We start from the raw sequence: 19,691 nt of genomic DNA on the forward strand, positions 1-19,691 counted from the left end.
GGTCGCTGGTGCGACCACCTCCCCATGGGAGGAGAGCGCCGCCTTCGGGCGACCGGGCGACGGCGCTCATGCGCTCCCTCCTGTCGCCGGCAGGCCCAGGATCACGTCGGCGGCGCGCTCGGGCAGGCTGTAGAGATCGGCATGCCCGGCGAAGGCGAGGCCATTGGCCTGCCAGCGCCGGCGTGCGCCGTCGTCGGTCAGCATCTCCGCCAGCATGCGGTCGAGCTGTGCCTGCGCGAAGGGCTCGGGCACGACGCGGCCGGCGTCGGCATCCTCGATGTAGTGGGCGTAGCCGCACACCGCGCTCGCCAGCACCGGCAGCCCGGCGACGATCGCTTCCAGCAGCACGGTGCCGGTGTTCTCGTTGTAGGCCGGGTGGATCAGCAGCTCGGCGCCGAGCAGGAAGCGCGGCACGTCGCTGCGGCCCTTCAGGAAGTCGACGCGCTCGCCGAGGCCGAGGGTGGCGGCCTGCAGCTTGAAGGGTTTGGGATCGTCCTGGCCGATCACCATCAGCCGGGTGCGGCGCCTGAGCGCGTCCGGCAGCGCGGCCAGTGCCTTCAGGCTGCGGTCCACGCCCTTGGTCTTGAAGCCGGAGCCGATCTGGACCAGCAGCAGGTCTTCATCGCCCAGCTTGAACTCGTTGCGGAATTCCGCCCGGATCGCTGCCGCGTTCGGCGGTGCGCGGCGGTCGGCGGCGATGCCCGGCGGCAGCAGGTGGAAGCGGCTGGCCGGCGTGCCGTAGTGCCTGACGAACAGCGGCTGCTGCACGCTGGAGATCATCAGGATCTCGGTGCGGCTGTCCGGTCCGAACACCGCGCGCTCCCAGGCGGCGAAGTGGCGGTAGCGGCTGCCGAGCCGGTACAGCGGGTTGCGCAGGGTCCGGGCCTTGTCCTCGAAGCAGGGATCGGCGGCGTAATACACGTCCAGCCCCGGCATCTTGTTGAAGCCCACCACCCGGTCCGCCGGCCGGCGGGCGAGGTCGGCCTGCACCCAGTCGGTGTATTTGCGGTAGCGGCGGTGGTTGGACAGCGCACGCACCGGCACATGCACGACCTCGAAACCGGCCGGCACCTCGCCCTGCCATGCCAGCACATACACCCGGATCGCGTGGCCGCGCGCCTGGCAGGCCTGGGCGATGCGCAGGAAGTCGCGCTGCATGCCGCCGAAGGGGAAGAACTTGTACAGGCAGAAGGCGAGCTGCATCAGCGGGCCTCGGTGGAGATGGCGGGCGCTTCGGTTGCGGCGGCGTCCGGCCGGTCGAGCAGTACGGCGAGCTCCTGCCAGACATCGTCGGGCGGCAAACGGGTGAAGCAATAGGGGAAGCCGTTCGAGCTGGCCGCCTCGGCCGGGTGCTCTTGCCGGTCTCCCTCTCCCCTCGCGGGAGAGGGCTGGGGCGAGGGGGCCCGTGTGGTGGCACTGCCGTCGTTGCTCCTCCCCGCCCCTCTCCCGCAGGGGGAGAGGGGCGCCCGGCTGAGGGGCGCAGGGGCTTTTTTCTTGTCTTCCGCCGTCGGCACGTAAGTGCACTGCTTCTTCAAGCAGGGCGCGCAGGGGAAGTCCGCCGCCAGGTGGCGCTGGCCGAAACCCCAGGCGCCGGTGAAGCCGGGATTGGTCGGGCCGTACAGCGACACCGTCGGCACCGCCAGCGCGGCGGCGAGGTGGCCCAGGCCGGTGTCGACCGCGACGCAGGCACGGGCACCGGCGATTTCGGCGGCGATACCTGCAAGCGGCAGGCGGGGCAGCACCTGTACGCCCGGCAGGTTGGCGGCGATGCGTTCGGCCCGCTCGTGCTCGGCGGCATTGCCCCAGGGCAGGCGTACCCGCCAGCCGGCAGCGCAGGCGCGCTCGGCCAGTTGGCGCCAGTAGGCTTCCGGCCAGTGCTTGGTGTCCCAGGTCGTGCCGTGCAGGAAGACGACGTAAGGCGTGCCGCCGTCGCTGTCCGTCTGGCCGGCGCCTGCCAGCACGCGGCTGCGGTCGAGGCCGTAGGGATCGTGCGTGGGTGCCTGGTCGCCGAGGCTGGCCGCGGCATCGGCCGGCAGGGTGTAGCCCAGCGCCTGCGCGAACAGTTCGCGCACCCGCAGCACCGCGTGCCGGCCCCAGGGCACGGTATGGCGGTGGCGGTAGAACAGGCTCGCCAGCGGCTCGCGTGCCGAGCGTTTGTCCAGCCCGTGCAGCGGGCCGTGGGCATGGCGGGCGAGCCAGGCGCTCTTGAACAGGCCCTGGGCGTCGATCACGGCGTCGTAGCGGTGCAGGCCGACCGTTGCGCGGAAGGCCTGCCATTCGCCGCTGCGCCACGCTTGCAAGGGGTGCTTGCGCCAGCGCCGCACCGCGACCGGAATCACCCGGTCGACCGCCGGGTGCCAGCGCGGGATCTCGGCGAAGGCTTCTTCGACCACCCAGTCGAAGCGGATGCCAGGGATGGCGTGGGCGGCGTCGGTCAGCGCGGGCAAGGTGTGGATGACGTCGCCGAGCGAGGAGGTCTTGACGATCAGAACCCGCATCGCTGCGTCAGGCTCCGCGAACCAGCGGGATGGCCTGTGCGGTCCCGCCGGCGGCCGTACAGGGCAGGCCGAGCTCGCCCAGCGCAGCCAATACACGCTCCGGCGCGATGTCGGTCAGGCAGCGGGTGTGGCCCAGCGGGCAGACGCGCTTGAAACAGGGCGAACAGTCCAGCCGCAGGGTCTGGATGGAGACGCGCTGCGACAGCGGCGGCGTGTGTTCCGGGCTGGACGAGCCGTAGATCGCCACCAGCGGCACGTCCAGCGCCGCGGCGACGTGCATCAGGCCGGAGTCGTTGGTGACGGCGGCGGCGCTCATCGCCAGCAGGTCGACCGCATCGCCGAGCGCGGTGAGACCGGCCAGGTTATGCACCGCCGGGTTGCCGGCGGCGATGGCCTCGCCGGCTTCGCGGTCCTTGTTCGAGCCGAGCACCCAGACCTGGAAGCCCTGTTCGGCCAGGCTACGCGCCAATGCGGCGAAGTGCGGGATCGGCCACTGCTTGGCCGGGCCGTATTCGGCGCCGGGCATGAAGGCGACGGCCGGGACTTCGGCGGGCAGTCCGTGCTTCTCGCGCAGGCGGGGCTGGTTGTCCGCCTGGGCGACCAACCCTGGCATTGGAAAAGGTTCGGGCAGCGGCATGCCGGCCGGAGCGGCGAGGGCAGTGAAACGCTGCACCGTCATCGGCAGCGCGGTCTTGTCGAGCGGGCGCAGGTCGTTGAGCAGGCCGTAGCGCATCTCGCCGCGGAAGCCGGTGCGCTGCGGAATGCCGGCGAAGAAGGGCACGAAGGCCGATTTCAGCGAACCCGGCAGCACGATCGCCTGGTCGTAGCCTTCGCCGGCCAGCGACTTGCCCAGCGCGCGGCGCTTGCCGAGGCCGAATTCACCGTGGCCGAGCGGCATCACCACGCCGCGCCGCACTTCGGGCATGCGTTCGAGGATGGGCAGCGACCAGCCCGGCGCGAGCACGTCGATGTCGCAGGCGCCGCGCAGCTTGAGCGCCTTGAACAGGCTCTGCGCCATCACCATGTCGCCGACCCACGAGGGGCCGACGACGAGGACCTTGCGCGCGGGGGAGGAGGCGGACGTCATGCCTGCGGCGGTCCGCTCAGGCGCGCGCGGCCAGCCAGTCGAGGTAGGCCGGCACGCCTGTCTCGACGTCCATGAAGGGGCGGTCGTAGCCGGCGGCGCGCAGCGCGCCCATGTCGGCTTCGGTGAAGCTCTGGTAGCGGCCCTTCAGGTGCTCGGGGAAGGCGATGTAGTCGATGCCGCCGCCTGCGTGCCCCTGCGCGCGGTGCCAGCGGGTGGCGGCGTGGGCGACGTCGTTGAAGCTCTGCGCGCGACCGGTGCCGAGGTTGAAGATGCCCGACACCTGCGGGTTGTCGAGCAGCCACAGGTTGACCGCGACGATGTCGTCCACATGGATGAAGTCGCGCCGCTGCTCGCCGGGGCCGTAGCCGTCGCTGCCTTCGAACAGGCGCACGCGGCCCGATTCCGCGAGCTGCTTGTGGAAATGGAAGGCGACGCTGGCCATGTTGCCCTTGTGCTGTTCGCGCGGGCCGTAGACGTTGAAGTAGCGCAGGCCGACGACCTGGCTGCCGATGCCGGCCAGTTTCGTACGCAGGTGGCAGTCGAACTGGAACTTGGAATAGGCGTACATGTTGAGCGGCTGCTCGAACTCGCGCGCTTCGCGGAACACCGGCCCCATGCCGTACACCGAGGCCGACGAGGCGTAGATCAGCGGCACCTTGCCGGCCACGCACCAGGCCAGCACGGCCTTGGTGTATTCGTAGTTCACCTTCATGACGAAGCGGCCGTCCCACTCGGTGGTGGACGAGCAGGCGCCTTCGTGGAACACCGCCTCGACGGGGCCGAAGCCCTCGCCGGCCTGGATGCGGGCGAGGAAGTCGTCCTTGTCCATGTAGTCGAGGATGTCTGCGTCCGACAGGTTGAGGCATTTGCGCCCGTCGGTGAGGTCGTCGACCACCAGGATGTCGCGGATACCTCGGGCGTTGAGGCCATGAACGATGTTGCTGCCGATGAAGCCGGCGCCGCCGGTGACGATGATCATGCTGGTTTCCTTCAGTCTGGTGTGCCGTTGCCGCGCAGCGCGGCGGCGAGTTCTTCGGGGCTGACGGTGGCGGTGCCGAGCTTGCCGACGACGATGCCGGCGGCGACGTTGGCCACCGCGGTCGCCTCGGCCAGCGCCAGGCCGCAGGCCAGGCCGGCGCCCAGCACCGCGACCACGGTGTCGCCGGCGCCGGTGACGTCGAACACGTCGCGCGCGCGGGTCGGCAGGTCGAGTGGCGCCTGGCCGGCCTGCAGCAGCGTCATGCCGCGCTCGGAGCGGGTGATCAGCACCGCGTCGAGGTCGAGCGCCGCGCGCAGAGCCTCGCCGCGTTCGCGCAGCGTGGCGTCGTCGGCGCAATGGCCCACCACCGCTTCGAACTCGCTCATGTTGGGCGTGATCACGGTGGCGCCGCAGTAGCGGCCGAAATCCGTGCCCTTGGGGTCGACCACCACCGGCACGCCTCGTTCGCGTGCGACCCGGATCAGGCTGCCGACCTGGGCCAGCGTGCCCTTGCCGTAGTCCGACAGCACCACCGCGCCGGCGCCGGGCAGCGCGGTTTCGAAAGCCTGTTCGATGCCGGCCGATTCCAGCACCGCGAAGCTGTCCTCGAAGTCGAGCCGGATCAACTGCTGGTGGCGGCTGATGATGCGCAGCTTGGTGATCGTCGGGTGCTGCGGCGCTTCGAGCAGGCGGCAGGCGACCTGGCCGGCTTCGAGCTTTTCGCGCAGGCGCTGCGCCGCCTCGTCGCGCCCGACCAGCGCCACCAGTTCGGTCCGGGTGCCCAGTACGGCGGCGTTGAGCGCGACGTTGCCGGCGCCGCCTGCGCGGTATTCGTCGCCCTCGACCTTGACCACCGGCACCGGCGCCTCGGGCGAGATGCGGTTGGTCGAGCCGTGCCAGTAGCGGTCGAGCATGACGTCGCCGACGATCACGAGGCGACCGCGGGAAAACTCGGGCAGGGAAATCGTCATGGCTCGGCTGGGCGCAGGGATGCGGGGGCGGAATTATCCCACGAAGCCGCACCATGCTGGGAAAAGGGACCGAGAGAGGGGGGCGGCGGTTCAGCGGTTGAACCAGCGCAGCGCCACGCCCCAGCTTTCCACGTCCAGCCGCGTCGCCTGGCCGCAGCCGAAGTCCAGCCCCAGCCAGCGCTCGGGCGGCAGGCCGAGCAGGTGGCCGGCGAGCACGCGCAGCGGGCCGCCGTGGGCGACCACCACCACCGGCGTGCCCGGCGCCGCAGCCTGCAGTTCGTCCAGCCAGTGCAGCACCCGCGCAGTCATCTCGCGCGCCGATTCGCCGCCCGGGGCGCGAAAGCCCAGCGGGTCGGCGGCCCAGTCGTCGATCGCGGTGCCGATGTCGCCGAAGGCGAGCCCTTCCCATTCGCCGAAGTGGATTTCCTTCAGGCGCTCGTCCAGCCTGGGGGCGCCGAGTTCATCGGCGAGCATCCGTGCGCGCGCGAGCGGGCTGGCATGCAGCTCGAAGCGCTCCGGCAGCAGCGGACGAAGCCGCGCGGCGACCTCGGCGGCGGACTCGGCGATGCCGACGTCGAGCTGGCCGTAGCAGGTGCCCGGCTCGATGGCGGGGCGGGGATGGCGGATGAGGTGGAGTTCCATGGTCGGAAAGTCCGGGTCGGTTGCTATGCGGCGGCGAACGGCGCGGCGAGCCGGGGCGCGGCCAGCAGGCCGGCGTAGCAGGCGAGTTCGGCCAGTTGCTGGGTGGCGCCGAGCAGGTCGCCGGTATGGCCGCCGAGCCGGCGCATGAACAGGCGCGCGCACCAGGCGGTGACGAGGGCCGTGGCGGTGAAAGCCGCCACGGCTTCGGCCGGCGTCAGCAGCGCCAGCGGCAGCAGGCCGCAGAGGCCGGCGATGGCGAGCCCGGCCGGCGTCAGGCGCTGCGCCAGCGGCCGGGACTTGCTGCTGTCGTCGTCGCGTGCATAGGGCAGCAGCTGGATCAGGCTGGTTGCCGCCAGGCGCGACAGCGGATGGGCGACCAGCAGCGCGGCGACGATGCCGTCCGGCATGCCTTGTGCGCCGAAGCTGCCGATTGCAGCCAGTTCAACCAGCGCCGCGGCCTTTGCCAGCAGCATCAGCACGATGCCGATGGCGCCGTAGCTGCCGATGTGCGAGTCCTTCATGATCGCCAGCGCCTGGGCCTTGTCCCAGCCGCCGCCGAGGCCGTCGCAGGCGTCGGCGAAGCCGTCCTCGTGCAGCGCGCCGGTGAGCCGGATCGTGAGCGCCATCGACAGCACGACGGCCAGTGCCGGCGGCAGCAGCCACGACAGGGCCAGATAGCCCGCCGCGCCGGCCAGGCCCACCACCCAGCCTACCAGTGCCAGGTAGCGTACCGCGTGGCGCAGGCGCTCGGGCGACCAGGGCACCCAGGCGGGTACCGGCAGGCGGGTGAAGAAACCGAGCGCGGTGAAGAACAGTTCCGCCTGGTGGCGCATCGGCGCGTCAGCGCAGCGCGCTCGGCTCATCCACCGCGTGCTCGCCGCCGGCGGAATCGACGCCGGCCGATTCGAAGCTCGCCATGTGGTTGAGGAAGTTCACCGCCGCCTGCAGCAGCGGCCAGGCCAGTGCTGCGCCGGTGCCTTCACCGAGGCGCAGATCGAGTTCGACCAGCGGCTGGGACATCAGGAAGGACAGCTGCACGCGGTGGCCGGGTTCGAGCGAGTGATGGGCGAACACGCAGTAAGGCAGCAGGTTCGGGTTGAGGGCGTGGGCGACCAGCAGCGCCGAGGTGACGATGAAGCCGTCGATGACGATCAGCATGCGTCGTTCCGCTGCGCCGAGCATGGCGCCGGCCATCATCGCGATCTCGAAGCCACCGTATTCGGACAAGGCCTGCAGCGGCTCGGTCGGCCAGCCGCCGCGGCGCAGGGCCTGCTTCAGCAGTTCGCGCTTGTGCGCCAGGCCGGTGTCGTCGAGTCCGGTGCCGGGGCCGGTCACTGTGTAGAGGTCGGCGCCGTGTTCGGCGCCGATCAGGCAGGTCGTCAGCAATGAGGCGGCGGCGGTGTTGCCGATGCCCATTTCGCCGAAGCCGACACAGTTGCAGCCGTTGTCCGCCAGCGCGTGGGCGATCTCGCGTCCGCGCTGCAGCGCGGCGTCGCGCTGCTCGGCGGTCATGGCAGGCTGTTCGAGGTAGTTCGCCGTGCCGGGCGCGATCTTTGCGTCGATCAGGCCGTCGCGCTTGCCGAAGTCATGGTTGACGCCGGCGTCGACCACGCTGAGGCCCAGCTCCATCTGCCGGCAGAAGACGTTGATCGCGGCGCCGCCGGCGAGGAAGTTCTCGACCATCTGCCAGGTGACGTCCTGCGGATAGGCCGACACGCCCGCCCGCGCCGCGCCGTGGTCGCCGGCGAAGATGACGATCTGGGGCTGGCGCAGTTCGGGTTCGAGCGTCTGCTGGACGAGGCCGATCTGAAGGGCGAGTGCCTCCAGGCGGCCAAGCGCGCCGAGCGGCTTGGTCTTGCGGTCGATCTTCTGCTGCAGCGCGGCGGCGAGTGCCTGGTTCGGGGGAATGATGTGGGTCTGCATGAGGGACTCGCGGGTACTGTCGTTCGGTTGCGGTAGTGGCGGGGCGCAGGTACGAGGCGAAAGGTAGCAGATCGTGATAATTGCGGCACCTCCGGCTTGCCCGGGTGTGGCAGGGTGAGATTCTGAATCGGTATTCATGCGATTTGTTGGTCATTGATGCATCATCGCATCCGGATTTTTCGGCGATGCCTGTTCCTGGCGCATCGTGACTCGAAGCGTGTGCATTGCGGGCGGCGTTCCGCGACGCCGCCGACACCCTGGGGCCGAACGCGCTGGCGCCGCCGTCGGGCACGATGGTGTGTTCACCGACCAGCTGGCGCCGCTGGACAAGAACCACGCCGCAGGCTGTGGGCAGGAGGCCGATGAAGCGCACGGCGACTGCCATGGCGAGGACTGGTGGCGCTATCTCTCCACCCATCCGCCGACGGCGGAACGCATCCGCAGGCTGAGCGAAGCTGGCATCGAGGCCGACTGAGCGCAGGCGCCGGCAGCGGGCTCAGGCTGGGGCAGCAGGCAGATCCTGATACAGCTCGGCCAGCGCCAGCGTGAAGCCGAACGCGGGCAGGGCGAGGCTGGCAGCCTCGCCGCTGGCTTCGGTCAGCAGCCAGTCGCCTTCGGCGGTACGGGAATAGCATTCGACGTGGGCACGGTCCTGCGACAGGAACAGCACCGTCTTGAGTCCGGGGAAGCGGCGGTAGGCGGCGAACTTGCCGCCGCGGTCGTAGGCTTCGGTCGAGGGCGACAGCACCTCGGCGATCAGCACCGGCTCTTCCTTGACCTGGCGGCGCTCGCGGTCGGCGTCCGCGCAGGTGACGAAGACGTCGGGGTAGAACAGGTCGTCCGTTGCTGCCAGACGCAGGCGGACGTCGGACATGAAGACCGTGCAGGATGTGCCGCGCAGGGCATTGCGCAAGGTCATGTAGGTGTTGCCGGAAACAAGATTGTGCACGTCCGACCCGCCGGCCATCATGAAGGCTTCGCCGTCGAAGAATTCCCAGCGCTCGGGCTGATCCGCTTCCCAGGCGAGGAATTCATCCAGCGTCATCGCATGCTTTTCCGCAGGCAGGCCCATGGCAGTCTCCAGCAACATTCGTCAGTTGGCAGTTTAGCCGCCCTTCAGCACCAGCGGCAGCCCGGCGGCGACGAACAGCACGCGCGGGCACAGTGCGGCGACGGCCTGGTTCAGTCGCCCGGCCTCGTCGCGGAACAGGCGGCCGAGCGGGGTTTCCGGCACCAGGCCGAGGCCGACTTCGTTGGCGACCAGGATGACACGGCCGGGCAGGGCCGGCAGTGTGGCGAGCAGGGCGTCGCGCTCGGCGCGAAACAGCGGCAGGGCTTCGGCGTCGGCGCCGGGCGGCAGGCCGTCGGCATCGATCAGCAGGTTGGCGAGCCACAGCGTCAGGCAATCGACCAGCAGGCAGCGCTCGGGTGCGGCTTCGCGGCGCAGGGTTTCGGCGAGCGCGATCGGCGCTTCGACCGTGCGCCAGCCCGCCGGGCGGTCGGCCTGGTGGCGGCGGATGCGTGCCGCCATTTCGTCGTCGAGCGCCTCGGCGGTGGCGATCACGGTGACGGCCAGGCCGGATGCGGCAGCGCGGCGTTCGGCCTCGCGGCTCTTGCCGGAACGGGCGCCGCCCAGGATCAGTTCGTATGTCATGGTGCTGATTGCCTTTTTTGCCGCGGGGGCCTTGTGCTGGTGCAGTGCACGATACTGGCCGGTACGGTATCATCCGCCCCCACTGCCCCGGAAGGGGCGGCGCGTCATCGGTGCCCGCGGGCGATTCTCGCCCGGGGTTGAACGGGAAACAGGTGCACGGCCCATCTCGCCATGAGGCCGCAATGCCTGTGCTGCCCCCGCAACGGTAGGTGTGCGCAAGGTGGACCATGCAGCCACTGGGTTCATGACCTGGGAAGGCGGTCCATCCGTCCGGCCGGCAGGCTGGTACACACACGAGCCCGGAGACCGGCCGTAGCGCGAATTGGCGGATGTGTCGCGGGGTGGCGGCGATGGCATGGCGTGTTCCGTGGCGCCGTTCGTTTCCTTTTTCCTCCCGAGACCGTCCTGTTGCGTATCGCCACGGCGCGCGGGGACGCGGCGCTCTGGCGCAGGGAGACCGAAACGATGAAGATCCGCTTCTGTACCACGGCGATCGCCGTGGCCAGCGCTTTTCCGATGTATCTGCCGTCTGCGCTTGCGCAGGACCGGTTGGGCGAGGCAGTCGTCGTCACTGCCACCCGTCAGCAGCAGCGCGCCGACGAGACCTTGTCCAGCGTCGATGTGATCACGCGCGAGCAGATCGAACGCGGCGGGCACAGCACGCTGACCGAACTGCTGGCGGCGCAGCCCGGCATCCAGGTGAGCAGCAACGGCGGCCCCGGCGCCAATACCGGCATCTTCATCCGCGGCGCCAATTCCGGGCATACGCTGGTGCTCGTCGATGGCATGCGGGTGGGCTCGGCGACGTCCGGCCAGCCTGCGCTGGAGACGATTCCGCCCGAGTTGGTCGAGCGCATCGAGATCCTGCGCGGGCCGGCGAGCGCGCTGTACGGCTCGGACGCCATCGGCGGCGTGATCCAGGTCTTCACGCGCAAGGGCACGGCGGGCTTCCATCCCAGCCTGCGCATGGGTGCCGGTACCGAGCACAGCTACGCACTCGGCGCGACGGTGGCCGGCGGCCGGGACCGCCTGCGCTACAACGTGTCGGCGGGGCGCGAGCGCACCGACGGCTTCAATGCGCGAAAGAACCCTGCCACCGTGGCCGACCGCGATCGCGACGGCTTCCACAACGACTACCTGAGTGCTTCCGCCTCGCTGGGATTCAGGGACGATGACGAGATCGGGCTGACGCTGTTCCATTCCGAAGGGCGCAACTGGTTCGACTCCGACACCGAATACGATGCCCGCGTGAGCAAGGGCCTGGACACCGCCGGCATCCACATGCGCAACAAGCTCGCCGACGGCTGGGTGAGCACGCTGCGCCTGGGCTACAGCAAGGACCGTTCGCACAGCAAATGGAGCACGGCGCCGACGGACCGCTTCGACACCGAACAGACCCAGTTCGCGTGGCAGAACGACGTCTCGCTGGGCGGCGGCCTGTTGCTCGCGGCGGTCGAGCATCTGGAGCAGAGCATCGACACCACCGGCACCTACGAACGCGACACGCGCCGGGTGGATTCGGTGCTGCTGGGCTGGGGCGGGCAGTTCGACAAGCATCATCTGCAGATCAACGCCCGCCATGACGACGATTCGCAGTTCGGCGGCAAGACCACCGGGCTGCTCGCCTACGGCTACCAGTTCCTGCCCGAATGGCGGCTGCGCGGCAGCATCGGCACGGCCTTCAAGGCGCCGACCTTCAACGATCTGTACTTCCCGCTCGCCTGCTTTCCGCCTTTCGGCTGCTTCGGCGGCAACCCGGACCTGAAGCCCGAGGAATCGCTGAACCGCGAAATCGGCCTGGTCTGGGAGCAGGGCGGGCTGCAGATGACGGCCACCTATTACAACAACCGGGTGAAGAACCTGATCCAGTGGGGCAGCACCCCGGACAACGTCGGCCGCGCCAGGCTGGAAGGGCTGGAATGGGGCGTGAGCGCGACCGTGGCCGACTACCGCGTGCGGGCAACGATCGACCTGCTCGATGCCAAGGACGAGGATACGGACGCCCGCCTGGTGCGCCGCGCGCGCCGCGCGGGTTCGCTCGGCATCGACCGCACGGTCGGCAAGTGGAGCTGGGGGGCCGAATGGCGCGGGCAGAGCGAGCGCGAGGACGCCGGCACGCGGCTGGGCGGCTACGGCATCGTCAATGCCTGGGTCCATCACCAGTTGACGCCCGAACTGCGGCTCGAGCTGCGGGCGAACAACGTCTTCGACAAGGACTACGAGCTTGCCCGCAACTTCGCCACCGCCGGTGCCAATGCCTTCGTCACGCTGCGCTATGCGCCGCGCTGAACCGTCGTTCCCCATGCCCGCCGTCCGTTTCTCCATGCTTGCCGCCGCTCTGGCGCTGCCTTGTCCGCTGCTGGCGGCGCCCGCCCCGGGCGGCGGCGCCCTCGAAGCCGTCGTCGTCACCGCCTCCCGCCAGCAGCAGCGCATCGAGGACAGCCTGGCCGCGGTGGAGGTGATCGAACGCGAGGACATCGAGCGCGCCGGGCATTCCTCGCTGATCGAGGTGCTGCGGGCGCTGCCCGGCATCCGGGTCACCGCCAACGGCGGCGCGGGGGCGAATGCGAACGTCTACGTCCGGGGCGCCGAGGCGCGGCACACGCTGCTGCTGATCGATGGCCTGCGGGCCGGCTCGGCCAGTTCGGGGGCGCCGACGCTGGAGAACATTCCGCTCGGCCTGATCGAGCGCATCGAAGTGCTGCGCGGGCCGGCCAGCGCGCTGTACGGCTCGGAGGCCATCGGCGGCGTGATCCAGGTGTTCACCCGCAAGGGCGAGGCGGGCTTCAGGCCGGAGCTTTTCGTCGGCTACGGCTCCGAGCGCACCCGCAAGGCATCGGCCGCGCTGTCGGGCGGGGCCGGGCGGCTGCGCTACAGCCTGAACGTGGGCGCCGAGCACTCCGACGGCTTCAACTCGAAGCGCGACCCGGCCTTCTGGGCGGGCACGCCGCCGCGGACGTCCTACTGGGCCGACGACGACGGCTTCCGCAACACCCATGCCGGCGGCTCGGTCACGCTGGGCTTCCGCGACAGGGACGAGATCGGCCTGGGTTTCACGTACTCGGACAGCCGCAGCCGCTACGATGCCTCGGCGGCGAGCTATTTCGACTCCTGGATGGACAAGACCGCCGGCACGCTGAGCCTGCATCTGCGCAACGAGCTGCGTGCCGGCTGGACCAGCACCCTGCGCCTGGGCCGCAGCATCGACGAGTCGCTGAACCGGGCGAGCGCCGCGGCGCCGAGCCGGCACGACACCGAGCAGGATCAGTTGATGTGGCAGCACGACGTCGATCTGCCGCTGGGCAGGCTGCTGCTGGCCTATGAATACGTCGAAACCCGGCTCGACAGCACCACGGTGTACAACAAGGACAGCCGCCGGGTGAATTCGCTGCTGCTCGGCTGGTCGGCACAGATCGACGCCCACCACCTGCAGCTCAACGCCCGCCACGACGACAACTCCCAGTTCGGCGGCAAGACCACCGGCCTGCTTGCCTACGGCTACGACCTGACGCCTTCGCTGCGCCTGCGCGGCAGCATCGCCACCGCCTTCAACGCGCCGACCTTCAACCAGCTCTACTGGCCGATGGCGTCGTCGCCGACCAGCTACCACGGCAATCCCGATCTGAAGCCGGAGCGGGCGCTGAACCGCGAACTCGGCATCCGCTGGGCCCAGGGGGCGCACAGCGTCGAACTGAACTACTTCGACAACCGGGTCAAGGACCTGATCGCCGGCAACCCGGTGTATGCGTTGCGGGGACAGCAGGTCAACGTCGCCGAGGCGCGGCTCGAGGGCGCGGAACTCGGCTACATGCTGTCGCTGGGCGCATTCACCGTCAGCGCGGGCCTGGACTGGCTGGATGCGAAGGACGAACAGAACGGCAGGCGGCTGCCGCGGCGGGCGCGGCAGTCCGGTTTCCTGCGGCTGGCCCATGCCGCCGGGCCGCTGGACTGGGGCGTGGAATGGAACGGTGCCGGCCGCCGCCACGACGATGCGGCCAACACCGTGGATCTGCACGGCTACGGCCTGCTCGATGCCTATCTGCATTACCGCCTGTCGCCGCAATGGCGCATCGAGGCGAGGGCGAACAATCTCCTCGATGCGGACTACGAACTGGCGCGGGGCTATCGCACGCCGGGTGCCAGCGTGTTCGTCGGGCTGCGTTATGCGCCGCGCTGACGGCGCCTCCGGCTGCCGATCCGGATGAAGCCGCGTACCCATGCCGTGTCGGTGATCGCCGCGCTGCTGGCGGCCGGCGTGCTGGCCTTCGCATGGGCGCTGATGGCGGGCGAGATGCCGATCGGGCCGGGCGAGGTACTGGCGGCGCTGGCCGGCGATGACGGCATGGCCGCCGGCATCGTGCGCGAGCTGCGCCTGCCGCGCGCGGTCGCCACCTTCGTCTGCGGCGGCCTGCTCGCCATGGCCGGCGCGGTGATGCAGGTGCTGCTGCGCAATCCGCTGGCCGACCCCTACATCCTGGGCATTTCCGGCGGCGCGGCGGTCGGTGCGCTGGTGGCGATCCTGCTCGGGGCGGCTTCGCTGTGGGTCGATGCGCTGGCTTTCGCCGGCGCGCTGACGGCGATGCTGCTGGTGTTCGGCCTGGCGCACGGCGACGGCAGCTGGACGCAGACGCGGCTGCTGCTGACCGGCGTCATCGTCGCCGCCGGCTGCGGCGCGGCGGTGACCCTGATGCTGGCGCTGGCGTCCGACGTGCGCGTGCAGTCGATGCTGTTCTGGCTGATGGGCGACGCCAGCGGTGCGGCGCGGCCCTGGCCCGGGCTGGCCGTGCTGGTGCTGGGACTGCTGGCGGTGATGCCCTTTGCGCGCGACCTCAACGTGCTGGCGCGCGGCGAACTGAATGCGCGGGCGCTCGGCGTCGAAGTGCGCCGCCTGCGCATGGGCCTGTACGTGCTGGCTTCGCTGCTGACGGCCACTGCGGTGACGCTGATCGGCTCGGTGGGCTTCGTCGGCCTGATCGTGCCGCATCTGGTGCGGCTGGCGCTGGGCAACGACCAGCGGACGCTGATTCCGGCGGCGGCGCTGGCCGGCGGTGCCTTGCTGACGGTGGCCGATACCGCCGCACGCACCGTGATCGCGCCGCAGCAATTGCCGGTGGGCGTGCTGACCGCGCTGATCGGCGTGCCGGTGTTCCTGTTCCTGCTGGCGAGGCACCGGCGATGAGCACGGCCGGCAGCGTGATGAATGAGACCGGGCCGCTGCTCGAAGCCGACGGCCTCGCATTGCAGGTGGGCGAGCGCTGGCTGTGCTGCGCCTTCAGCATGAGCCTGAAGCCGGGCGAATGCCTGGTCCTGCTGGGACCGAACGGTGCGGGCAAGACCACCTTGCTGCACACCCTGGCTGGTTTGCGTGTGCCGTCGGTGGGCGAGGTGCGCATCGGCGGGCGGCCTTATGCCGGCTGGTCGGCGACCGAGGCGGCGCGCTTTCGCGGGCTGCTGACGCAGCAGCAGCCCGACCTGTTCGCCGCCTCCGTGCTGGAGACGGTGCTGATCGGCCGCCATCCGCACCTCGGCCGCTGGGGCTGGGAAACGGAACGGGACGAAGCCATCGCCCGCCGGGCGCTGGCCGACGTCGGCCTGCAGGGCTTCGAGAACCGCGACGTCCTGACCCTGTCCGGCGGCGAGCGCCAGCGCGTCGCCATCGCCGCCCTGCTGGCTCAGGCGCCGCGGCTGTTCCTGCTCGACGAGCCCTTGAATCACCTCGATCTCCACCACCAGATCGCCACGCTCGAACTGTTCCGCCGCCTCGTCCGCGGCGAGAGGGGCTCTCCCGCGCTGGAGGCCCCCCTGTCCGGCGCAGGGGCGCCTGGCGGACGGGGCGGCGGCAGGAAATCCGGCGCGGTGCTGGTACTTCACGACGTCAATCTTGCCGCCCGCTACGCGGATCACGTTATCCTGCTCGACGGCCGCGGCGGCGTCATCGCCGGCGACCGCGACAGCGTGATGCGCGCCGAACTGCTGAGCCAGGCTTTCGGCCACCCCCTGCGCCGCTTCGAAAGCGAAGGGCGCATCGTCTTCGTTCCTGATTGAATATCCGTCCGAGCCCGTGTTCCATGAGTCCAGTCCCTGATCTCGCAGCCTTCCGCGCCGGCCCGCTGCCGGGCCACGTCTATCTGGTGGGCGCCGGCCCGGGCGACCCGGAGCTGCTGACGCTGCGCGGCGCGCGCCTGGTGGCCGCGGCGGACGTGGTGGTGTACGACAACCTGGTCGCACCGGCCATCATCGATCTCGCGCCGGCCGCGGCCGAGCGCATCTACGTCGGCAAGAAGGCGGCCGACCACACCCTGCCGCAGCACGAGATCAACGCCCTGCTGGTGCGCCTGGCGCAGGCCGGCAAGCGCGTGGTGCGGCTGAAGGGCGGCGACCCCTTCATCTTCGGCCGCGGCGGCGAGGAGATGGAAGAACTGCTCGAAGCCGGCATCACCGTCGAAGTGGTGCCGGGCGTCACCGCGGCGGCGGGTATCGCCGCCTATGCCGGCATTCCGCTGACGCACCGCGACCACGCCCAGTCGGTGGTGCTGACCACCGGCTATCTGAAGAACGGCTCGCTCGATCTCGACTGGCCGCTGCTGGCCCATCGCGGCCAGACCCTGGTGATCTACATGGGGGTGTCGCGGCTGGCGGAGATCTGCGCCCAGCTCGTTGCCCACGGCCTGCCGGCGAGCACGCCCGCGGCCGTCATCGAGCGCGGCACGACCCATGCGCAGCGCGTCGCCAGGGCGGACCTCGCCACGCTGGCCGACGAGGTGAAGCGGCAGGGTATCCGGCCGCCGTCGCTGACGGTGGTGGGCGACGTCGTCAGCCTGTACCCGCGCCTGAGCTGGTTCCAGCCGAGCGAGCCGCCGCAGTCCGCGCCGGCGCCGCATGCGGGCTGTACCGCCGTGCATCCCGACGAGCAGGGCTGATGGCCGCTGCCGTGCGCTGTCCGGCATTGTTCGTTGCCGCGCCCGCTTCGGGCCAGGGCAAGACCACCGTCACCGCCGCGCTCGCCCGCCTGCATGCCCGGCTGGGGCGCAGGGTGCGGGTGTTCAAGTGCGGGCCGGATTTCCTCGACCCGCAGATCCACGCGGTGGCCAGCGGCGCGCCGGTGTACAACGTCGACCTCGGCATGTGCGGCGAGGCCGACATCGCCCGGCGGCTGCACGCGGCTGCTTGCGAAGCCGACCTGATCCTGGTCGAAGGCGTCATGGGCCTGTACGACGGCGCGCCGTCGGGCGCGGACATCGCGCGCCGCTTCGGCATTCCGGTGATGGCGGTGATCGACGCGCGGGCGATGGCACAGACTTTCGGCGCGGTGGCCTGGGGCCTGGCGCACTACCAGCCCGGCATCCTCTTCGCCGGTGTGCTCGCCAACCACGTCGGCAGCGCGCGCCATGCCGAGCTGCTGCGCGAGGCGCTGCCCGCGGGCATGCACTGGTTCGGCGCGGTGATGCGCGACGCCGCTGCGGCCCTGCCGGAACGCCATCTCGGCCTGCTGCAGGCGCAGGAGATCGACGACCTCGGCAGCCGCCTCGACCGCCTGGCCGAACATCTGGCGCAGACCGGTGCCGCCGAACTGCCGCCGGCGGTCGATTTTCCTGCGGCGCCGCCGCCTGCCGTTGTACCGCTGCTGGCCGGCAAGCGCATCGCCATCGCCCGCGACGCCGCCTACGGCTTCATCTACCCGGCCAACATCGACACCCTGCGGGCGCTGGGCGCCGAGCCGGTGTTCTTCTCGCCGCTGGCGGGCGACGGCCTGCCGGCCGGCTGCGATGCGCTGTGGCTGCCGGGCGGCTATCCGGAACTGCATGGTGCCGCGCTCGCCGCCAACACCGGCTTCTGGGCCGGGCTGCGCGCCCATGTGGCGGACGGCAAACCGGTGCTGGCCGAATGCGGTGGCTGGATGAGCCTGCTCGAAACCATCGTCGATACCGCCGGCACTGCCCACGCCTTCGGCGGCCTGCTGCCGGGCCGCGCGCTGATGCAGAAGCGGCTGGCGGCGCTCGGCATGCAGCAGGCGGACTTTCCGCAGGGGCGGCTGACCGGGCACACGTTCCACTACTCGAAAACCGAAACGCCGCTCGAACCCTGGCTGCGCGCGCAACGGCCGGATGGCGGCGAAGGCGAGCCGATCTACCGCCACGGCCCGATCACCGCGTCCTACGTGCATTTCTGGTTCCCGTCCTGCCCGGAAGCAGTCGCGGCGCTGCTGGGCTGAAACCGCCTTGCATTCGAAGCGGCGCGGCGCTGCTCGGCCTCGCCGTGCCGCGGCACCGTCTGCGGCCTCGGTTTCGTTCTGCAGCCCTGTTCCCGCATCGGCCGTGAATCGGTACGGAGGACGGTAGTGAGGGGTAAAAACCATGGCGGTATAATGCCGGCCCGACGACCTGAATCCTGGATCCCGCCGTGTCCGAACGCCTCTCCGTTGCCTTCCAGTACGCCCTGCCCAAGCGCGCCCTGACCCAGCTTGCCGGCAAGCTCGCCGGCCTGAAGGGCGGCAAGGCGACGACGGCGGTGATCCGCTGGTTCATCGAGCGCTACGGCGTGAACATGGATGAAGCGGCGAACCCCGACCCGGCGAGCTACGCGAGCTTCAACGCGTTCTTCACCCGTCCGCTGCGCGAAGGCGCGAGGCCGTTCGCCGAAGCCTGCTATCTGTGTCCGGTCGATGGTGCGATCAGCCAGTTCGGTCCGATCGAGCGCGACCAGATCTTCCAGGCCAAGGGCCATTTCTATACCACCACCACCCTGGTCGGCGGCGACCGCAGCCTGGCGGCGCATTTCGAGGACGGCGAGTTCGCCACGATCTATCTCAGTCCGCGCGATTACCACCGCATCCACATGCCTTGCGACGGCCGGCTGCAGCAGATGATCTACGTGCCGGGCGATCTGTTCTCGGTCAATCCGGCCACCGCGCGCGGCGTGCCCGGCCTGTTCGCGCGCAACGAGCGCGTGGTGTGCGTGTTCGAAGGCGAGGCCGGCCCCTTCGTGATGGTGCTGGTCGGCGCCACCATCGTCGGCAGCATGGCGACCACCTGGCACGGCGTGGTAAACCCGCCGCGCCGGCCCGACATCGAGAAGTACGCCTATGCGCCGGGCGAAGTGGAGCTGCGCAAGGGCGATGAAATGGGCCGCTTCCTGCTCGGCTCGACGGTGGTGATGCTGTTTCCGAAAGGCACGATGCGTTTCGAGTCCGGCTGGGCGGCGGCGCGCCCGGTACGCCTGGGCGAAGCGATGGGACAGCGCCCGCCGGCTGCCTGAGGCCGCGCCGCGCCCCATTCCTGGGCGGCGGATGGCGGGGATGCACGATGAGGGTGCGTGCGCAATGCCGGCGTGCTGCATTGCAGCATGGCGGCATTGTCGTCAAACCGTAAGAAAGTTGCGCTACAACAAGGGCTTGGACGTAGAAACGATAGCCGAAAATTTTCGTTTGCAGCGTGCGTCCAAACTGGCACGATTGGCGCTAGGCAATCATGCCTTTCCATAAAATGCATCGAGGAGACAGATCATGCCAAGCCGTCCCATCCATCAGGTACTTTCCGATCGTCCCTTCCTGTGCGTGTCCGTCGACACGCCCGTGCGCAGCGTGACGCGCATGATGCAGGAGCAGCACCGAAGCGCCGCGCTGGTGGTCGAACATGGCGTGCTCACCGGCATCTTCACCGAACGTGACGCCACTTTCCGCGTGCTGGCTGCCGGCCTCGACGCCGATGCCACATCGGTCGGCGAAGTCATGACCCACAATCCGCTGACGCTGACCGAGGACAAGCCTTTCGGCCATGCGCTTCACCTGATGTACGAGAACGGCGTGCGCCATGTGCCGGTAATCGACGCCGTCAAATGCCCGCTGGGCGTCCTCACCGCGCGCGATGCGCTGGAACTCGACGCGCTCGATTTCGGCGCCGAACTGGTGCGGCGCGAGGAAATCACCGTCATCCTCTGA

The 19,691-nt window shown here is 70.1% G+C and carries 19 protein-coding genes and 1 riboswitch; of the genes, 9 read left to right on the forward strand and 10 right to left on the reverse strand.

Annotated features, from left to right (window positions below):
* Positions 1-66: 66 nt before the first annotated feature.
* From TBU01S_RS03350 to cobT, 8 genes are all read right to left on the reverse strand, one after another.
* Positions 67-1,203: a glycosyltransferase family 4 protein gene (locus tag TBU01S_RS03350; RefSeq protein WP_068635227.1), complete on the reverse strand. Its 1,137-nt coding sequence runs from the start codon at positions 1,201-1,203 to the stop codon at positions 67-69.
* Positions 1,203-2,498, reverse strand: coding sequence for a lipopolysaccharide heptosyltransferase I (waaC, locus tag TBU01S_RS03355; RefSeq protein WP_068635228.1), 1,296 nt, complete (start codon positions 2,496-2,498; stop codon positions 1,203-1,205). Before waaC ends, TBU01S_RS03350 begins: the two co-directional genes overlap by 1 nt.
* 7 nt (positions 2,499-2,505) lie before the next feature.
* Complete coding sequence (gene waaF / locus TBU01S_RS03360; protein ID WP_068635229.1) at positions 2,506-3,585, reverse strand: lipopolysaccharide heptosyltransferase II; 1,080 nt, start codon at positions 3,583-3,585, stop codon at positions 2,506-2,508.
* A 16-nt stretch (positions 3,586-3,601) separates the two neighbouring features.
* The gene (gene rfaD, locus TBU01S_RS03365) at positions 3,602-4,564 is read right to left on the reverse strand and encodes an ADP-glyceromanno-heptose 6-epimerase (RefSeq protein WP_068635230.1); all 963 of its coding nucleotides are present in this window, start codon (positions 4,562-4,564) and stop codon (positions 3,602-3,604) included.
* Between the two features lie 11 nt (positions 4,565-4,575).
* On the reverse strand, positions 4,576-5,535 hold the full coding sequence (rfaE1, locus tag TBU01S_RS03370) for a D-glycero-beta-D-manno-heptose-7-phosphate kinase (RefSeq protein ID WP_068635231.1): 960 nt from the start codon (positions 5,533-5,535) through the stop codon (positions 4,576-4,578).
* A 90-nt stretch (positions 5,536-5,625) separates the two neighbouring features.
* The gene (cobC, locus tag TBU01S_RS03375) at positions 5,626-6,177 is read right to left on the reverse strand and encodes an alpha-ribazole phosphatase family protein (protein ID WP_068635232.1); all 552 of its coding nucleotides are present in this window, start codon (positions 6,175-6,177) and stop codon (positions 5,626-5,628) included.
* A gap of 23 nt (positions 6,178-6,200) precedes the next feature.
* Positions 6,201-7,010, reverse strand: a complete 810-nt coding sequence (locus TBU01S_RS03380; protein WP_068635233.1) for an adenosylcobinamide-GDP ribazoletransferase — start codon at positions 7,008-7,010, stop codon at positions 6,201-6,203.
* A gap of 7 nt (positions 7,011-7,017) precedes the next feature.
* Positions 7,018-8,100, reverse strand: a complete 1,083-nt coding sequence (gene cobT, locus TBU01S_RS03385) for a nicotinate-nucleotide--dimethylbenzimidazole phosphoribosyltransferase (RefSeq protein ID WP_068635234.1) — start codon at positions 8,098-8,100, stop codon at positions 7,018-7,020.
* Between the two features lie 298 nt (positions 8,101-8,398).
* Here cobT and TBU01S_RS24435 point away from each other — a divergent pair, with 298 nt between their 5' ends.
* Positions 8,399-8,575, forward strand: a complete 177-nt coding sequence (locus TBU01S_RS24435) for a hypothetical protein (protein WP_217999557.1) — start codon at positions 8,399-8,401, stop codon at positions 8,573-8,575.
* 21 nt (positions 8,576-8,596) lie between these two features.
* Here TBU01S_RS24435 and TBU01S_RS03390 read toward each other — a convergent pair whose 3' ends face one another.
* Positions 8,597-9,172 carry a Uma2 family endonuclease gene (locus TBU01S_RS03390; RefSeq protein ID WP_068635235.1) on the reverse strand — a complete coding sequence of 192 codons (576 nt, stop codon included), beginning with the start codon at positions 9,170-9,172 and terminating at the stop codon, positions 8,597-8,599.
* A 33-nt stretch (positions 9,173-9,205) separates the two neighbouring features.
* Positions 9,206-9,754, reverse strand: a complete 549-nt coding sequence (cobU, locus tag TBU01S_RS03395; protein ID WP_068635236.1) for a bifunctional adenosylcobinamide kinase/adenosylcobinamide-phosphate guanylyltransferase — start codon at positions 9,752-9,754, stop codon at positions 9,206-9,208.
* Between the two features lie 91 nt (positions 9,755-9,845).
* Positions 9,846-10,080, forward strand: a riboswitch (cobalamin riboswitch).
* Positions 10,081-10,219: 139 nt separating this feature from the next.
* Here cobU and TBU01S_RS03400 point away from each other — a divergent pair.
* The 8 genes from TBU01S_RS03400 (at position 10,220) to TBU01S_RS03435 (ending at position 19,691) form a co-directional block, all read left to right on the forward strand.
* Positions 10,220-12,043, forward strand: a complete 1,824-nt coding sequence (locus TBU01S_RS03400; protein WP_068635264.1) for a TonB-dependent receptor domain-containing protein — start codon at positions 10,220-10,222, stop codon at positions 12,041-12,043.
* 13 nt (positions 12,044-12,056) lie between these two features.
* A complete protein-coding gene (locus TBU01S_RS03405) occupies positions 12,057-13,931 on the forward strand; it encodes a TonB-dependent receptor domain-containing protein (protein WP_068635265.1) in 1,875 nt (624 codons plus the stop codon).
* Positions 13,932-13,955: 24 nt separating this feature from the next.
* Positions 13,956-14,933, forward strand: coding sequence for a FecCD family ABC transporter permease (locus TBU01S_RS03410; RefSeq protein ID WP_068635237.1), 978 nt, complete (start codon positions 13,956-13,958; stop codon positions 14,931-14,933).
* On the forward strand, positions 14,930-15,799 hold the full coding sequence (locus TBU01S_RS03415) for an ABC transporter ATP-binding protein (protein ID WP_068635238.1): 870 nt from the start codon (positions 14,930-14,932) through the stop codon (positions 15,797-15,799). Before TBU01S_RS03410 ends, TBU01S_RS03415 begins: the two co-directional genes overlap by 4 nt.
* 23 nt (positions 15,800-15,822) lie before the next feature.
* Positions 15,823-16,674 carry a uroporphyrinogen-III C-methyltransferase gene (gene cobA, locus TBU01S_RS03420; protein WP_068635239.1) on the forward strand — a complete coding sequence of 284 codons (852 nt, stop codon included), beginning with the start codon at positions 15,823-15,825 and terminating at the stop codon, positions 16,672-16,674.
* Positions 16,674-17,966 carry a cobyrinic acid a,c-diamide synthase CobB gene (locus tag TBU01S_RS03425; RefSeq protein WP_174524498.1) on the forward strand — a complete coding sequence of 431 codons (1,293 nt, stop codon included), beginning with the start codon at positions 16,674-16,676 and terminating at the stop codon, positions 17,964-17,966. The genes cobA and TBU01S_RS03425 overlap by 1 nt, the downstream gene beginning before the upstream one ends.
* A gap of 188 nt (positions 17,967-18,154) precedes the next feature.
* Positions 18,155-19,009: an archaetidylserine decarboxylase gene (gene asd, locus TBU01S_RS03430; RefSeq protein ID WP_068635241.1), complete on the forward strand. Its 855-nt coding sequence runs from the start codon at positions 18,155-18,157 to the stop codon at positions 19,007-19,009.
* A gap of 247 nt (positions 19,010-19,256) precedes the next feature.
* Positions 19,257-19,691 carry a CBS domain-containing protein gene (locus tag TBU01S_RS03435; protein ID WP_068635242.1) on the forward strand — a complete coding sequence of 145 codons (435 nt, stop codon included), beginning with the start codon at positions 19,257-19,259 and terminating at the stop codon, positions 19,689-19,691.

This window comes from Thauera butanivorans NBRC 103042, assembly GCF_001591165.1.
GTDB lineage: Bacteria > Pseudomonadota > Gammaproteobacteria > Burkholderiales > Rhodocyclaceae > Thauera > Thauera butanivorans.

What these genes read in the sequence shown, in the direction of transcription:
- TBU01S_RS03350 (WP_068635227.1), bottom strand. Translation starts at nt 1,203, where the DNA reads ATGCAGCTCGCCTTCTGCCTGTACAAGTTCTTCCCCTTCGGCGGCATG.
- waaC (WP_068635228.1), bottom strand. Translation starts at nt 2,498, where the DNA reads ATGCGGGTTCTGATCGTCAAGACCTCCTCGCTCGGCGACGTCATCCAC.
- waaF (WP_068635229.1), bottom strand. Translation starts at nt 3,585, where the DNA reads ATGACGTCCGCCTCCTCCCCCGCGCGCAAGGTCCTCGTCGTCGGCCCC.
- rfaD (WP_068635230.1), bottom strand. Translation starts at nt 4,564, where the DNA reads ATGATCATCGTCACCGGCGGCGCCGGCTTCATCGGCAGCAACATCGTT.
- rfaE1 (WP_068635231.1), bottom strand. Translation starts at nt 5,535, where the DNA reads ATGACGATTTCCCTGCCCGAGTTTTCCCGCGGTCGCCTCGTGATCGTC.
- cobC (WP_068635232.1), bottom strand. Translation starts at nt 6,177, where the DNA reads ATGGAACTCCACCTCATCCGCCATCCCCGCCCCGCCATCGAGCCGGGC.
- TBU01S_RS03380 (WP_068635233.1), bottom strand. Translation starts at nt 7,010, where the DNA reads ATGCGCCACCAGGCGGAACTGTTCTTCACCGCGCTCGGTTTCTTCACC.
- cobT (WP_068635234.1), bottom strand. Translation starts at nt 8,100, where the DNA reads ATGCAGACCCACATCATTCCCCCGAACCAGGCACTCGCCGCCGCGCTG.
- TBU01S_RS03390 (WP_068635235.1), bottom strand. Translation starts at nt 9,172, where the DNA reads ATGGGCCTGCCTGCGGAAAAGCATGCGATGACGCTGGATGAATTCCTC.
- cobU (WP_068635236.1), bottom strand. Translation starts at nt 9,754, where the DNA reads ATGACATACGAACTGATCCTGGGCGGCGCCCGTTCCGGCAAGAGCCGC.
- TBU01S_RS03400 (WP_068635264.1), top strand. Translation starts at nt 10,220, where the DNA reads ATGAAGATCCGCTTCTGTACCACGGCGATCGCCGTGGCCAGCGCTTTT.
- TBU01S_RS03405 (WP_068635265.1), top strand. Translation starts at nt 12,057, where the DNA reads ATGCCCGCCGTCCGTTTCTCCATGCTTGCCGCCGCTCTGGCGCTGCCT.
- TBU01S_RS03410 (WP_068635237.1), top strand. Translation starts at nt 13,956, where the DNA reads ATGAAGCCGCGTACCCATGCCGTGTCGGTGATCGCCGCGCTGCTGGCG.
- TBU01S_RS03415 (WP_068635238.1), top strand. Translation starts at nt 14,930, where the DNA reads ATGAGCACGGCCGGCAGCGTGATGAATGAGACCGGGCCGCTGCTCGAA.
- cobA (WP_068635239.1), top strand. Translation starts at nt 15,823, where the DNA reads ATGAGTCCAGTCCCTGATCTCGCAGCCTTCCGCGCCGGCCCGCTGCCG.
- TBU01S_RS03425 (WP_174524498.1), top strand. Translation starts at nt 16,674, where the DNA reads ATGGCCGCTGCCGTGCGCTGTCCGGCATTGTTCGTTGCCGCGCCCGCT.
- TBU01S_RS03435 (WP_068635242.1), top strand. Translation starts at nt 19,257, where the DNA reads ATGCCAAGCCGTCCCATCCATCAGGTACTTTCCGATCGTCCCTTCCTG.